The following is a 14,057-nucleotide window of genomic DNA, read 5'->3' as shown; positions in this document are numbered from 1 at the left end:
AGATGGTTTTTTCTGGAGACGTGATGCTGCAAGACCTCCTCAAGGCCGCAGACCAGAACGATGTGGTCGAGGCCCTCCCCTACACCGCCGGATCCTGGGGCGGCGAAGGCCCTCCCACGGATCGCACCGGCCCCTATCTGAGGCGCATCGTCAGCCGCGCCCCTGCCGCGACCGAGCGTGAGGTCGGCGCAGCGGTCACGCAGGCCGGCGGTTACGCGCGGCAGATGGCCGACCTCGCACCCGCCGCCCGGGCCGACATCCTGGAGACCGCCTCACGCAACGCGCTCGCCCACCGCGACCGGCTCGCCCGCCTACTCGCTCTTGAACTGGGCAAACCCGTCAAGGACAGCCGCACCGAGATCGAACGGGTGGCCTCCACGTTCGCGGTCTGCGCGGCCGAGGCCCGCCGCATCGACGGTGAGACCCTGCCCGTGGCCGGCTGGAACACCGGCATCGGCAACACCGCTTTCACCTACCGGGCGCCCGCCGGAGTGGCACTAGCCATCACGCCGTTCAACGCGCCGGCCAACCTCCTCGCCCACAAGCTCGGTGCCTCCTTCGCGGCGGGCAACACCACCCTGGTCAAGGCCCCGCCGCAGGCGCCGGCCATCTCGGCCGCCGTCGTCGCGTTGCTCCTGGACAGCGGCATGCCCCACCAGGCGGTCCAGCTGCTGCACGGCGGCGGTGATGTCGGGGCCGCACTGTGTGCCGCCGATCCGGTCAGCGTCATCAGTTTCACCGGCAGCGCCGACACGGGTGCCGCCGTGGCCCGGGCCGCGGGCCGAAAGCGGCTCGCCCTGGAACTGGGCGGCAACGCCGCCACGATCGTGTGCGAGGATGCCGACGCCGCGGCAGCTGCCAGGATCAGTGCCCGCACCGGATACAGCAACTCCGGCCAGAGCTGCATCTCCGTGCAGCGTGTCTACGTCCACCGGTCCCGCTACGCCGAATTCCTCGACGCCTTCACCGCCGCGGTCGACGCGCTGGTCGTCGGTGATCCCCTCGACGAGCGCACCGATGTCGGCTCCATGGTCGACGAGACCGCGGCCGAACGCGTGGTGGCCTGGTCGAGCGAGGCACGCCGGCTGGGCGCGAGCGTGATCCGCGGCGGCACCCGGGACGGCGCCACCGCCGCCCCGACCATCGTCGCCGACCCGCCCGTCCATGCCTCCGTGGTCGTGCACGAGGTGTTCGGCGCGCTGGTCGCCGTCCTGCCCTTCGACGACTTCGACACCGTCCTCGATCAGTGCAACGCCAGCCGGTACGGACTGCAGGCCGGCCTGTTCACCCACGACATCACCCGCATCCTGACCGCCTGGCGACGCCTGGAGGTCGGCGGACTGATCGTGAACGGGACCTCCAACTTCCGTCTCGACCATGTTCCGTTCGGCGGTGTGAAGGACTCCGGCTTCGGCCGCGAGGCCCCTCGGTGGCTCATCGAGGACTACACCGTCGTCAAGACCCTCGTACTGCGCGGACTGTCCATCTGGGGCGACAGCCGCGAGCTGCCCAAGGAGGACTCGTGACCACTGTGACCGCTGCCGAAGCCCTCGTCGCCCAGCTCGAGTCCTACGGCGTGGAGTACGTCTTCGGCACCTGCGGGCACACCAACATCGCCTTGCTCGACGCACTCGGCCCGAGCTCGATCGAGTTCGTGATCGCCCGGCACGAACAGGCAGCGGCCCACGCAGCTGACGGCTACGCCCGGGCCACCGGCCGCCCCGGAGTACTGCTCACCCACGTGGGGCCGGGCATGATGAACGCCGTCACCGGCGTCGCCACGGCCGCCCTGGACTCCGTGCCGCTGGTCGTCATCACCGGCGACATCCCCTCCTACTACTACGGCCGGCACCCGCATCAGGAGGTCAACCTCCATGCCGACGCCGACCAGACCGCGATCTACCGGCCCTTCTGCAAGCGCACCTGGGAGGTCCAGCGGGTCCAGGACATCCCGCGCGTCACCGAGCGGGCCTTCTTCACCGCCGTCAGCGGCCGCCCCGGCACTGTTCTGATCAATGTTCCGATGGACCTGTTCAACCGGCCGGTCGCGCCCTACGACGGCGGCCACCCGCTGCCCGGGCACCTGGGCCGGCCCGGCCTGGACGAGGCGACCGCCGACCGGATCGCCCAGGAACTGCTGCAGGCGCAGCGGCCTCTGATCTACTTCGGCGGCGGCCTGCGCAGCCCCGGGGCCCGCGCCGAACTGCTGGCCCTCGCCGAGCACCTCGACATCCCGCTCGCCCACTCCCTGATGGGCAAGGGCGTCGTCTCCGACCGTCATCCCCTGCTGCTGGGCATGCCCGGTTTCTGGGGACTGGAGAGCACCCACGAACGCACCAAGGGCGCCGATGTCGTCCTGGCGCTGGCCACCCGCTTCGCCGAGACCGACTCCAGCTCCTGGGACGCGACGTACACCTGGAACTTCCCGCCGAGCCGGCTGCTGCAGGTCGACATCGACCCCGCCGAAATCGGCCGCAACTACCCCGTGCACATCGGTGCCGTGGCGGATGTGGAACTCGCCCTGGAGAAGATCGGTGCAGCGGTCCGGGCCCGCCGGAGCGCGCCCGTCTCCCGTCCGGGCCTGCGCGAGAGCATCGCTGCCGCGCGAACCGGTGTGTTCGACGCGGCACGTGAGGCCGGTCGCAGCGACAACTTCCCGTTGCGTCCCCAGCGCATCCTGACCGACCTGCGCGAGGCCCTGCCGAACGACGCGATCCTGGTCACCGACGTCGGCTGGAACAAGAACGGCGTCGCGCAGTGCTACGAACTGCCCGAGGAAGGCCGCTTCATCACTCCGGGAGGCGCCTCCACCATGGGCTTCGGCCCGGCTGCGGCCGTCGGCGTGCAGATCGCCCGGCCCGAGCGCGTCGTGGTCGCCCTCATCGGTGACGGCGGCATGAGCGCCCAACTGCCCGCGGTACCAATGGCGGTCGAGCAGGGGGCGCCCGTCATCTTCGTGGTGATGAACAACCGCGCCCACGGAACCATCGCCGACCTGCAGGCCTCCTCCTTCGGGCGTTCCTACGGCTGCGAGTTCACCGACGCCGAGGGCCGGCCCTACAGCCCGGACTTCGCGCGGTACGGCGAGTCCTGCGGCGCCGACGGCTACACCGTCACCGCACCTGGCGACCTGCGCAAGGCACTCGACGACGCCATCGCCCGCCGCCGCCCGGCCGTCCTCGACGTCCCCATGGTCAACGAGCCGGTGCCCACCCCGGGTCACTGGAACATCAAGGACATCTACGCCGGCCGCTTCCCTGCCGACGCTCTCTGATCCCCACTTGTGCAACGCCCGCCGGCCCTGGCAGCACGGGCCGGCGGGGTTCGCGTCGCCTCCCCCCACCTTGCCTGCCAACCCACCGACACCGACGAGGTGACCATCATGTCCCGCATCTCCCAGCCTTCGGCTCCACGCACCCTGCTCGCCGCCGCCATCGCCGTGGCCGCAACCCTCACCGCCTGCAGCGCCCCCGGCGACTCCGACAAGAGCGGCAGCTCCGACTCGGGCCCCATCAAGATCGCCGTCGTCAACGCCCGCAGCGGCCAGCTCTCCTCTCTGGGCGACTGGGAGTACAAGGGCGCCAAGCTCGCCGTCGACGAGTGGAACAAGAAGGGCGGCATCAACGGCCGCAAGATCCAGCTGAAGTCGTTCGACGACCAGGGCGACCCCACCACGGGCACCAACCTGGCCCGCAAGATCTCCAGCGAGAACTACATCGCGATGATCGGCACCGCCGAGAGCGCGGTCACCATCGCCATGGCGCCCGTTCTGAAGCAGGAGGGCATCCCCAACATCACCTCCGGTCAGTCCGACGGGCTCGTGGCGCTCAAGAGCGAGTTCCTGTTCCTCAACGGCCCGACCAGCACCACCTACGACAGCACCCTGGCCAAGTACCTGATACAGACCAAGGGCTACAAGAAGATCGCCTTGATCACGAACAACGGTTCCTTCGGTACGGGTGAGCACGACGCGTTCACCAAGGCCGCCAAGGACCTCGGCGTCACCCCGGTCACCGACCAGGTCGTGACCACCGACCAGAAGGACTTCAGCGCCGCCCTGACCAAGATCCGTGCCAAGAAGCCGCAGGTGATCTTCATCGGCTCGGAAGAGGTCGAGGCCGGCCTGATCGTCAAGCAGGCCCGCGACCTCGGTATCACCGTCCCGTTCGCGGGTGCGGCGCCGCAGGGCACGCCGGTCTTCGCGCAGACCGCCGGCGAGGAGGCGGCGGAAGGCACCATCGTCAGCTCGCCCTACCTGAGCAACGACGCCAGCCCGGCAGCGCAGAAGTTCGCCGCCGCCTACAAGACCGCCTACGGCGAGGAGGCCGAACTGCACGGCGCCAAGGCCTACGACGGCACCAGCATCCTGCTCACCGCGCTGAAGAACAGCAAGGTGGCGACCGGCAAGAAGCTCGCCGACGCGATCCGTGCGACCCGGTACGAGGGCCTGCTCGGGCAATTCCGGTACGGCGCCGACGGCGTCGGCATCACCAGGACCAGCATCGGAGTCATCAAGTCCGGCGCGCTCGTCGCGCAGAACTGAGGGACGACGTGCAAGACACCCTGCAGACGCTCGTCAGCGGTCTGAGTCTCGGGGCCGTGTACGCCCTGGTCGCGATGGGCTTCTCCCTCGTCTACCGCACGATGGGGCTGGTCAACTTCGCGCACGCGGACATCGCCATGATCGGCGCATACGCCGCGTCCACGTTCTACCTCACCTCCAAGCTGCCCTTCGCCGTGGCCATGGTGACCGCCATCGTGGTCACCGGGGCCATCGGCCTGGTCATCGAACGGGTGCTGCGCCCGCTGGAGAACAAGGACTTCGACCTCATGCTCATCGGCACGATCGGCTTCGGCATCGTGCTGCAGGCGGTCGCCGTCCTCATCTGGGGCACCACCGGCCGCGCCGTCCCCTCGCCCCTGCACGCCGCGCCTCTGGACTTCTTCGGTATCCGGGTGCGCACCTACGACCTGCTGGTCATGGCGGTCGCCGCGATCGCCGTCGTCGCCCTGGCCTTCTTCCTGTCGCGCACCAAGCGCGGGGCGGCCATGCAGGCGGTCGCGATGGACCACGAGGCGGCCACCGCCGTGGGGATCGACGTGGGCCGCAGCAACGCCCTGGCCTTCGCCATCGGAGCCGGACTGGCCGCCCTCGCGGGCGGCCTGGTCGGCCCCATGCTCTACGTCGACGCCTCCCTCGGCGGGGCGCTGGGCATCAAGGGCTTCGCCGCGGCGATGCTCGGCGGTTTCGGCTCGATCCAGGGGGCGGTTGTGGGCGGCGTGGCCATCGGTGTTCTCGACTCCTACGCCGCCGGCCACTTCCAGGGCTACTCGGTCCTGGTCACGTTCCTGGTCTTCACCGTGGCGATCATGATCCGGCCCACGGGGATCTTCGGCGAGAGGACGGTCAGCCGCGCATGAAGACCCGCATCGGCACGACAGGCGCGATCATCGTCGCCGCCTGGGTACTCCCCTACGGCCTGGGGAGCTACACCATCCACGTCGTGAACATCGCCCTCATCTACGCCCTGCTGGCGATCGGGATGGGCCTGGCGATGGGAATCTCCGGCCAGATCAACCTCTCCCAGGTCGCCTTCTTCGGCGTCGGCGCCTACACGGTGGCCATCCTCACCACCCACTACGGGTACGGCTTCTGGGCCGCGGCCCTGCTCGCCGTCCTGGCCACCGTCATCACCGGCCTGTTCGTCGGCATTCCAGCCCTGCGGATGCAGTCGCACTATCTGGGGATCGTGACCCTCGGTCTCGCTCTGGGATTCATCAACTGGATCACCAACGCCCACGTCTCCGGCGGCGCCGACGGCATCTCCGGTGTCCCCGGCCCCACACTGCCGGGCATCGATCTGTCCAGCGAGTACCTCTACTACTACCTGGAAGCCGTGGTCTTCGGCCTCGCGCTCGTCTTCGGCCTCTTCGTCGTCCGCACCTCGCTCGGCCGGCGCCTGCGCGCCATGCGCGACGACTCCCTGGCAGCCGGGGCGATGGGGGCGGAGATCCCGTTGCTGCGGATGACGGCCTTCCTCCTGGCCAGTCTCTACGGCGGCCTCGCCGGAGTCCTCTACTCGGGGCTCATCCGCTACGTCGCACCGGAGACGTTCTCCATCGGGAACATGTTCATCCTGCTGGCGATGGTCATCATCGGCGGCCGCCGGTCCCTGGTGGGCTGTGTGGTCGGAGCCATCGGGCTGACCCTGGTCCGGGAATGGCTCTCGGACTTCTCCACCTACGCCCAACTGGGCTACGGCATCGTCGTCGTCCTCATGGTCGTATTCGCGCCGACCGGTCTCGCGGGCGTCCCGGCGCGGTTGCGCGGCGTGTACGAGCGTCGGCGCGGCAAGGAGTCCGTCCGCGCTGAGCTGCGGCCCTTCACGCCCTACTCTCCGATCGAGCGTCCGGAGACCGCGGATGTGCTGCTGGCGGTGGAAGGCGTCACCAAGCAGTTCCGCGGACTGCGAGCGCTCGATGAGGTCTCTCTCTCCGTGAACGAGGGCGAGATCAGGGGGATCGTGGGTCCCAACGGCTCCGGGAAGACGACGCTGTTCAACGTGATCAGCGGCTTCTACCGGGCGACCGCGGGCACGGTCCGCTTCGCCGGCAGCGACACCACCACCGCGCGGCCCTACGTCCTGTCACTGGCCGGCCTGTCCCGCACCTTCCAGAACCTGCGCCTGTTCGGGCAGCTGACCGTGCGGGAGAACATCCTCGTCGCGCTCGACCGCAGCCGCACCCGGTCGATCTGGCAGTACGCCGTGTGGCAGCCGGGAGTGTGGGCGCACGAGCGTCGACTGCGGGCGCAGGCGGACGAGGTGCTCGAGCGTTTCGGGCTCGCGGACTTCACGGACGCCGACCCCACGGCACTGCCGTACGGCATCCAGCGCCGCATCGAGATCGCCCGTGCCATGGCAGCCAGGCCCCGGCTGCTGCTGCTGGATGAGCCGGCTGCCGGTCTCAACGGCGAGGAGGTGCAGCAGCTCATCCGCATCGTCCGCTCGATCAGGGACAGCGGCACCACCGTGATCCTCATCGAGCACAACATGGGGCTGGTGATGTCGCTGTGCGAGAAGGTCACCGTCCTGTCCAGCGGAAACGTCATCGCGGAGGGCACCCCGCAGCAGGTCGTGACTACGCCGGAGGTCATCGAGGCCTATCTCGGCGAGTCCGACCTGGCCGAGCTCGGCATGGACACTCCCGAGGCCGCCGACCAGCCCGACCGTGCGAAGGAGGCGACCTCGTGAAGGTCATCGCAGGCAACGCCGCAGAGTGCCTGAGCGTGCAGGAACTGAGCGTGCACTACGGCGGTGTCCAGGCTGTCAGCTCTATCGACTTCAGCGTGGAGCCCGGCCAGTCCGTCGGCATCATCGGCGCCAACGGCGCCGGCAAGACCTCCACCCTCAAGGCGCTCATGGGGCTGGTCCCGCGCAGCGGCGGCAGCGTCCGTCTCGGCGACAAGGACCTCACCCGGGTCAAGGCCCGCGACATGGTCCGCCACGGTATCGGCTACGTTCCTGAGGGCCGGCACGTCTTTCCCGGGCTGTCTGTCGAGAAGAACCTCCTTTTGGGTGCCTACTCCCGTGCCTGGGACAAGGAAACCCACCAGCAGCTCGAGGAGGTCTACGCCCTCTTTCCCGTGCTCAAGGAGATGCGCGAGCGTCTGGCAGGGGCGCTGTCCGGCGGGCAGCAGCAGATGCTCGCCATCGGCCGCGCCTTGATGACCCGTCCGCGTCTGCTGGTTCTGGACGAACCGTCCATGGGCTTGTCGCCGAAGCTTGTCGGCAACATCCTCGACGTGCTGCTGCGGCTGCGCGAGGAAGGACTGAGCCTGCTCCTGGTGGAGCAGAACGCCAAGCTCACCTTCGGGGTGACCAGTCACTGCATCGTGATGGAAAACGGTCAGGTCGCCATGCGCGGCACCTCCGCACAACTCAGCCACGACCCGCGGGTGCGGGAGGTGTACCTGGGACTTTGAATCCTCCCCTCCCTGAAAGAGAGGGGATTCCTGGCTCAGGCTCCCTCCGGGAGCAGCGCTCCCGGAGGTCTTGTGCCCTCGACACCAGCCGGGTTGAGACCAGCCGGAGCAGCATCACGCGGGCGGAGTTCTTGTCTCTGGGGGACACGGCTCCGCACGCGTTGCAGGTGTAGGTGCGTTCGGACAGCGGGAGTGCGTGCTTGGTTCTCGCTCCGCACGACGCGCAGTCCATGGTGGTGTGCACGAGGCGGACGTCCCGCCCGTGCTTGCGGCCCATCTCGATCAGGGCCTTCTTCGTGGCGCCGATCGCGGCGTCCGCCGCCTTGCGTGCCATCGACGACCTGGCAAGGAACTTCGGGCGGAAGTCCTCGACAGCGATGGCGTCGTGGTCGTGCACGACCTTCTTCGCCCACTTGCGGCCGGTGTCCTGCCGCTGCCGGGCGATCTTCGCATAGGTCTTCGCCCGCCACTTCTTCGCCTCGCGGTAGCCCTTCGAGGCGGCGTGGCCCTTCTTCGGTCTGCGGCGGGCCATCATCCGGTCGTACCGTGAGAGCTTGTGCTGTGCCTTCTTCCCGTGCTGGGCGTGCGGGAGGTCATGCGTATCGGAGGTGGTGGTGGCGGTCTCCTTCACCCCCCAGTCCACGCCGAGCACGCGGCCCGCCTTTGGCAGTGGCTGCACTTGGGCAGGCGCGACGAACGAGCAGTACCACTGCCCCAGCGCGTCCTGGTACACGCGCACCGAGGACGGGTCGGACGGCAGGTCCCGCGACTGCACCACCGTCAGCACGATCTTGCCCGCGAGGTGCAGCCGGCCGTCCTCCAGCCGGAATCCACGCTTGGTGTAGTTCAGCGTGGGCAGGGCCTCGCGCTTCCTCTTGTGCCGGGGCATCCCGGCACGGCGGTGCATCGGCAGTATCCACCGGCAGCGCCCCCACTCTGCCTCCAGCGCGGCCCGACCCGTGGCGGACACCCGGAGCCGGAAGGTGTAACGGGCGTGCCCGCCAGCCGCACCCGCTTCCCTCACCACGGTAACCGCCATACCCCTCCCCTCCCGGCCCACGCCACGGGCGGCGTTCCGCCCCGTACACCAGGACCGTATGTGCGAGCAACGCACACCCGTACCCCCTTCCCCTCATCGCCACCCGCACCAGCGATCACGGGCACGCATGTTCGCAACGCCCCGCCCGACTGCCGGACAAAGACGCACCACAACTGGACCGGACGCGGCGACGCTCCGCGTCACTCACACGGGATGTGGGGGCGGCGGACGAAGCGGGCGCCTCCTTGAAGCAGTGCTTCGCCTCTGCCGAGCAGACGGCCAGGACGCTTCGCTCACGCCTGTGAGACCACCGGTTGCACCCGCTGCGCGGCAGTGCCCGTCAGGTAGGTGACGACCAGGTCCCCGAGCATGGTGCGCAGCCGGGCGCGGTGTCCCGGCGCGAGCAGGTCACAGTCGAACAGCGCTGCGAAGGTGTGCCGGTTGGCCACCGGGAAGACACAGAACGAGCTGATGAAGGCGTGCATGCCGACCGCGTCGACGTCGGCGGTGATCCGTCCGCTCTCCCGCCCCTTGTGCAAAATCCCTTCGATGACCGTGAGCGCCGGGGTCCGCAGGTCCGTCAGATGCCGCGACCGGGCCAGGTGACGTCCTCGGTGGACGTTCTCGATGCTCACCAGACGGACGAAGTCGGGGTGGGCCTCGTGATGGTCGAAGGTCAGCTCTGCCAGCCGGCGCATCGCCTCAACTGGGTCCTGCTCCTCGGCGTCCAACAGCAGCTCCTGCTGGCGGATTTCACGGTAGGCCTCCTCGAGGACGGCTGTGAACAGGCCCTCCTTGCTGCCGAAGTAGTAGTAGATCATCCTCTTGCTGGTGCGGGTGCGGGCGGTGATCTCGTCCATGCGCGCGCCGGCGTACCCGGCTTCCGCGAACTCCGCTCTGGCTGCCGCGAGTATCTCGCGCCGTGTGCGGTCCGCGTCGTGCGGACGGTGCCGGTCCGGGGAGACGGCCGTGCCCATGTGACCCCCTCGCCCGCCCCGGGCCGGAGGCGCGACGTGTCCTGGGCGCGGTCGGGGCATCCTTGCCACTTCCCGCAGCGCGCCGATCCTGGTATTGATAACGAACCAGTTCGTACATTACTCGTGTGGAGTCCGGATGAACCAGCACTCGTACCTGGTCGGGTTGATTGCGCCGGGAGCCGAGTTCTCGGTCAGCTCCGAACTCCACCGCCGCGAAGCCGAACGCCACCACCTGCGCTACCTGTGCCGGCACCTGGACTCCCAGAGGGACTTCGGCACGCTGCTGGACGACTGCAGGGTCTTCGGGTTCTCGGGACTCAGCGTGGCCGCATCTGCGGATCACACGGTGGAGGCCCTGGACGGACTGTCCCGGGCAGCTGCCAGAACGGACACGGTAACCGCGGTCGTCTACGGCGCGGACGGCCGGGCCACCGGCCACGACACCGGCATGGAAGCCTTCACCGCCGCCTTCGCGCGGAGCCTGCCTGGTGCTGCTCTCTCCCGGGTCGTTCAGGTCGGCGCGACGGGTGCCGGTGTGTCGGTCGCCCACGCGCTCGCCGAGCGCGGCGTGGAACGTCTGACCCTGATCGACACCGACCCGGCCCGGGCCTCAGCCCTGGCCGAGGCCGTGAACCGGCATGCGGTGCACCGTCCCGCCACGGCCCTTCCGGCCGAGGTTCTCGACCATCATCTCAAGCAGGCCGACGGACTCGTCAATGCCCTCCCACCCGCGGAGGAATCCGACCGGTTGGCCCAGGCGCTCACCGAGTCGCTGCGCAGCGACCTGTGGATCTGCGACCTCGACCACAGCCCCGACCCCGGATCGCTCGCGCGGGCGGCACGGGCACTGGGGTGCCCAGTGCTGCAGGGCGGGAGCATGCTGGTCCACGCGACAGCGCGGAACTTCCAACTCGTCACAGGGCAACAGGCGCACACCTCACACATGCTCGGGGACTTCGCCGACCTGACGGCCGAACCGGCCGCTCACAGCTGAAGCCGGACCTGCGATGCGTAGGAGCAGCGCTTCGGTCACGCGGACGCGTACTCGACCGTGCACGAACCACAACATTGCTCCGCGTTGTCCGACTCCTCACCAGCCAACAGGGGGCGGCAACGGTCGCCGTACGGCCAGATCATCTGCGTACGCGCTTTAAAGAGCGTTTTGTCCCGGTGAGGTTGTTTGGTTCGAGGTTCAGGTGTCGCGCCAGTTGGGGGTGGATTCGCGGGTGAGTCTGCGGCTTATGAGGTCGATCATCGCGACGTGGATTATGGCTTCGGAGCGGTGAGGGTGGGTTTCGTAGTCGCGGGCCAGGCGGCGGTGATGCATGAGCCAGCCGAAGGTCCGCTCGACGACCCAGCGCCGCGGAATCACCTTGAAGCCTTTGACGCCCGGCTTGCGGTGGACGACTTCGACGTCGATGCCCAGACGGGCGCCGTGGTCGATGGCTTTGGTGCGGTAGCCGGTGTCGGCCCATGCCTTGGTCACGCGAGGGTGAGCGGCGGCGATGTGGGACATCAGGTGTATGCCGCCGACGTTGTCGGAGACGCTCGCCGCGGTGACCCAGACGGCCAGGAGCAGGCCGAGGGTGTCGACTCCGATGTGGCGCTTGCGGCCTGCGATTTTCTTGCCGGCATCGATGCCCTGGCCGGCCGCGGGGACGTTCGCGGAGGTCTTCACACTCTGCGCGTCCAGCACGCAGGCGGTGGGCTCGCCGTCGCGGCCTTCGGCCTCTCGCACCAGGCGACGCAGAAGGCCGTTGAGTTGGTCGAAGGTGCCCTCTTTTTGCCATGCGGCGAAGTAGCCGTAGACCGTTTCCCATGGCGGGAAGTCGTGCGGCAGATAACGCCAGGCAATGCCGGTGCGGTCGACGTAGAGGATGGCGTCCATGATGCGGCGCAGGTCGTGCTCGGGTGGGCGGCCGATGTCCAGGCCCTTGCCTCTGCGCTCGGCCCGCCAGGCGGTGAGCGTGGGGCCGATCAGTTCCCAGCGGGCATCGGAGAGGTCGCTGGGGTACGGACGTTGTCGCGTCATGTTTCGGTAGTACCGGCGGGCAGCCTGTCCCTGCAGGGCGCAAACGGAGCCAAGCGGGGGCGCTCTGGGATCGGACAGGAGCGAACCGACGGAAACGGGCGGCCGAAGAGCGACAGCTGCCCCATCCATCACAGGGAACACCTTCGCCCCAGCAGCCTTCTCAACTCGTCCCGGTGAAGCGCCACCAAACAACCTCACCGGGACAAAACACTCTTCGAGAGAGAAGCCGTGTCACATCCTCCTCTCGCAGGCACGGTGGCATAAGGCGCTGTGGTGATCCGGCTTGCCGTTCGGTTGAGCATCGATGGTCGCCGCTCCAGACGGCAACGGCAACGGCTGATCTTCAGGCGGCTGGGAAGGTGGCTAACAGCACCTGTGTCTGGCGGCGGGGGCGGGCCAGGCGACGGGACATGAGGGTGATGGAAGCCCCACTGAACACGCACGAAGGGCAAGCCTTCAGGGTGCCAGCCTCGACCTTGGTGCAGATCGCTCCAGCGGTATGTCGGACAGGAGGAGGAAGGCAGGGGTTCCCAGGACGAAAGGCGCTGCCGAAGCAGCTCGGCCGAACTGCGCTGGGCAGGTAGGCGACCGGGGCGAATTCCGGCACCGGTGCGAATCCGCCGAGAAACCCACTTGGCGACCCCCCGCGCGGGCGGGCCGAGGCTCGCGGCACGGTGTTACCGACGACGTCAAGCAGCGTGTCGACTGCGAGGCCCCGGCGTTTCGGCCTCGGCCGCCAGTGGCCGTCGTCGATGAGTACGCCGGTGGCTCCGGTGTCCTTGAGCAGCGATGCGCGTGCTTCGCTGCGGACCGTGGCCGGGCGGCGTGTCCGCCTGCGTGAGAGCCCAGATCTCCTGGTGGCTCGCCCGGAGGCGATGCCCGGGTCCAGACGTCGGCACCGGTCGACGGTGACCCGCACGGTCGGCGCGGGTCAGCGGTGCTCGGGGTTCTCGAAGTCGAAGCGGCAGCCCGCGTCCCATTCGGATCGCTGGTTGCCGTGCGCGGGGATGCCGCCGGCGTTCTTGAGCATCCGGGCGAGGTGAAGCAGGTTCCATGTCATGAAGGTGGTGTTGCGGTTGGTGAACTCGTTCTGCGGTCCGCCGGAACCCGGGTCGAGATAGGACGGACCCGGCCCCGCCTCGCCGATCCAGCCGGCATCGGCCTGCGGCGGGATGGTGTAACCGAGGTGCTGAAGGCTGTAGAGCACGTTCATGGCGCAGTGCTTGATGCCGTCCTCGTTTCCGGTGATCAAGCAGCCGCCCACCCGGCCGTAGTACGCGTACTGGCCGGCCTCGTTGAGCAGCGAGGAGCAGGCGTACAGGCGTTCGATGACTTGCTTCGTCACGGAGGAGTTGTCGCCCAGCCAGATCGGTCCCGCGATGATCAGGATGTCCGCGGCCATCACCTGGCTGTACAGGACCGGCCATTCGTCGGTCTCCCAGCCGTGTTCGGTCATGTCGGGCCAGACGCCGGTGGCGATGTCGTGGTCCACGGCACGGATGACGTCGACCGCGACGCCCTGGCGCTCCATGATGCCGCGGCTGACGTCGATCAGGCCCTGGGTGTGGCTGCGCTCGGGTGAACGCTTGAGTGTGCAGTTGATGACCAGGGCGCGCAGGTCGCTGTACGAGGTCACTGTGTCCGGCATGGGTGCGCCTTCCGTCGTCGGGCGGGCATCGAGTCCTGTCCACTTCACCAGGCGGGCCTCCGTGACGCCCGCGGGCTGGGCCAGACGTGCAAGCGCGGTGCGGGCCGACGCGACGGAGCGCTGAAGTGCCGACGCCGGAAGACCTACGGGGCACCCGCAGGACGACCGCAGCGACCACCTCACGCTCCAGGCGGCGCCGAACCGCAGCACCTCCGAGATTTATGACAAAACGTCACATACCTTTTCGGCGAGGAGCAGTAGTGGCTCACGTGCAAGGACGCTGCCGGCCTGGCGCGCCCACCACAGCCCTCGTCCATGTCGTCTCCGCTCGCGGCCACCGTGCCCGAATCTGGCTCGACCAGAGACGCAGGCCTCCG

At 68.7% G+C, this 14,057-nt stretch carries 10 protein-coding genes and 1 pseudogene; 7 read left to right on the top strand and 4 right to left on the bottom strand.

What is annotated here, in order from left to right; genetic code table 11:
• Nucleotides 1-23: 23 nt before the first annotated feature.
• The 6 genes from ACFYW7_RS26245 (at nt 24) to ACFYW7_RS26220 (ending at nt 7,984) form a co-directional block, all read left to right on the top strand.
• Nucleotides 24-1,526 (top strand): aldehyde dehydrogenase family protein, encoded by a 1,503-nt coding sequence (locus ACFYW7_RS26245; RefSeq protein WP_389506526.1) that lies wholly within the window; start codon nt 24-26, stop codon nt 1,524-1,526.
• On the top strand, nt 1,523-3,274 hold the full coding sequence (locus ACFYW7_RS26240) for a thiamine pyrophosphate-binding protein (protein WP_389506524.1): 1,752 nt from the start codon (nt 1,523-1,525) through the stop codon (nt 3,272-3,274). The genes ACFYW7_RS26245 and ACFYW7_RS26240 overlap by 4 nt, the downstream gene beginning before the upstream one ends.
• A 108-nt stretch (nt 3,275-3,382) precedes the next feature.
• Complete coding sequence (locus tag ACFYW7_RS26235) at nt 3,383-4,543, top strand: ABC transporter substrate-binding protein (protein WP_389506522.1); 1,161 nt, start codon at nt 3,383-3,385, stop codon at nt 4,541-4,543.
• Nucleotides 4,544-4,551: 8 nt separating this feature from the next.
• Entirely contained in the window at nt 4,552-5,421 is an 870-nt protein-coding gene (locus ACFYW7_RS26230; protein WP_389506520.1) for a branched-chain amino acid ABC transporter permease, read from the top strand.
• Nucleotides 5,418-7,253, top strand: a complete 1,836-nt coding sequence (locus tag ACFYW7_RS26225) for an ATP-binding cassette domain-containing protein (RefSeq protein ID WP_389506518.1) — start codon at nt 5,418-5,420, stop codon at nt 7,251-7,253. Before ACFYW7_RS26230 ends, ACFYW7_RS26225 begins: the two co-directional genes overlap by 4 nt.
• Nucleotides 7,250-7,984 carry an ABC transporter ATP-binding protein gene (locus ACFYW7_RS26220; RefSeq protein WP_389506516.1) on the top strand — a complete coding sequence of 245 codons (735 nt, stop codon included), beginning with the start codon at nt 7,250-7,252 and terminating at the stop codon, nt 7,982-7,984. The genes ACFYW7_RS26225 and ACFYW7_RS26220 overlap by 4 nt, the downstream gene beginning before the upstream one ends.
• A gap of 35 nt (nt 7,985-8,019) precedes the next feature.
• On the opposite strand, the pseudogene ACFYW7_RS26215 reads toward ACFYW7_RS26220, so the two are convergent.
• A pseudogene (locus ACFYW7_RS26215) lies at nt 8,020-9,023 on the bottom strand (RNA-guided endonuclease InsQ/TnpB family protein).
• 293 nt (nt 9,024-9,316) lie between these two features.
• On the bottom strand, nt 9,317-10,000 hold the full coding sequence (locus ACFYW7_RS26210; protein WP_389506514.1) for a TetR/AcrR family transcriptional regulator: 684 nt from the start codon (nt 9,998-10,000) through the stop codon (nt 9,317-9,319).
• 136 nt (nt 10,001-10,136) lie between these two features.
• Between ACFYW7_RS26210 and ACFYW7_RS26205 the strand changes: the two genes are divergently transcribed.
• The gene (locus ACFYW7_RS26205; RefSeq protein WP_389506512.1) at nt 10,137-10,994 is read left to right on the top strand and encodes a saccharopine dehydrogenase NADP-binding domain-containing protein; all 858 of its coding nucleotides are present in this window, start codon (nt 10,137-10,139) and stop codon (nt 10,992-10,994) included.
• Between the two features lie 198 nt (nt 10,995-11,192).
• Here ACFYW7_RS26205 and ACFYW7_RS26200 read toward each other — a convergent pair whose 3' ends face one another.
• Together ACFYW7_RS26200 and ACFYW7_RS26195 are read right to left on the bottom strand one after the other, a co-directional pair.
• A complete protein-coding gene (locus ACFYW7_RS26200) occupies nt 11,193-12,032 on the bottom strand; it encodes an IS5 family transposase (RefSeq protein WP_389506510.1) in 840 nt (279 codons plus the stop codon).
• A gap of 931 nt (nt 12,033-12,963) precedes the next feature.
• Nucleotides 12,964-13,680: a flavodoxin family protein gene (locus ACFYW7_RS26195; protein WP_389506508.1), complete on the bottom strand. Its 717-nt coding sequence runs from the start codon at nt 13,678-13,680 to the stop codon at nt 12,964-12,966.
• Between the last annotated feature and the right edge of the window lie 377 nt (nt 13,681-14,057).

It is taken from the genome of Streptomyces sp. NPDC002580 (assembly GCF_042889485.1).
Classification (GTDB): domain Bacteria; phylum Actinomycetota; class Actinomycetes; order Streptomycetales; family Streptomycetaceae; genus Streptomyces.
This window is presented reverse-complemented; position numbering and strand designations above follow the sequence as displayed.

Excerpts from the sequence above, each read along its gene's own strand:
- ACFYW7_RS26245 (WP_389506526.1), top strand. The coding sequence starts at position 24 with ATGCTGCAAGACCTCCTCAAGGCCGCAGACCAGAACGATGTGGTCGAG.
- ACFYW7_RS26235 (WP_389506522.1), top strand. The coding sequence starts at position 3,383 with ATGTCCCGCATCTCCCAGCCTTCGGCTCCACGCACCCTGCTCGCCGCC.
- ACFYW7_RS26225 (WP_389506518.1), top strand. The coding sequence starts at position 5,418 with ATGAAGACCCGCATCGGCACGACAGGCGCGATCATCGTCGCCGCCTGG.
- ACFYW7_RS26210 (WP_389506514.1), bottom strand. The coding sequence starts at position 10,000 with ATGGGCACGGCCGTCTCCCCGGACCGGCACCGTCCGCACGACGCGGAC.
- ACFYW7_RS26205 (WP_389506512.1), top strand. The coding sequence starts at position 10,137 with ATGAACCAGCACTCGTACCTGGTCGGGTTGATTGCGCCGGGAGCCGAG.
- ACFYW7_RS26200 (WP_389506510.1), bottom strand. The coding sequence starts at position 12,032 with ATGACGCGACAACGTCCGTACCCCAGCGACCTCTCCGATGCCCGCTGG.
- ACFYW7_RS26195 (WP_389506508.1), bottom strand. The coding sequence starts at position 13,680 with ATGCCGGACACAGTGACCTCGTACAGCGACCTGCGCGCCCTGGTCATC.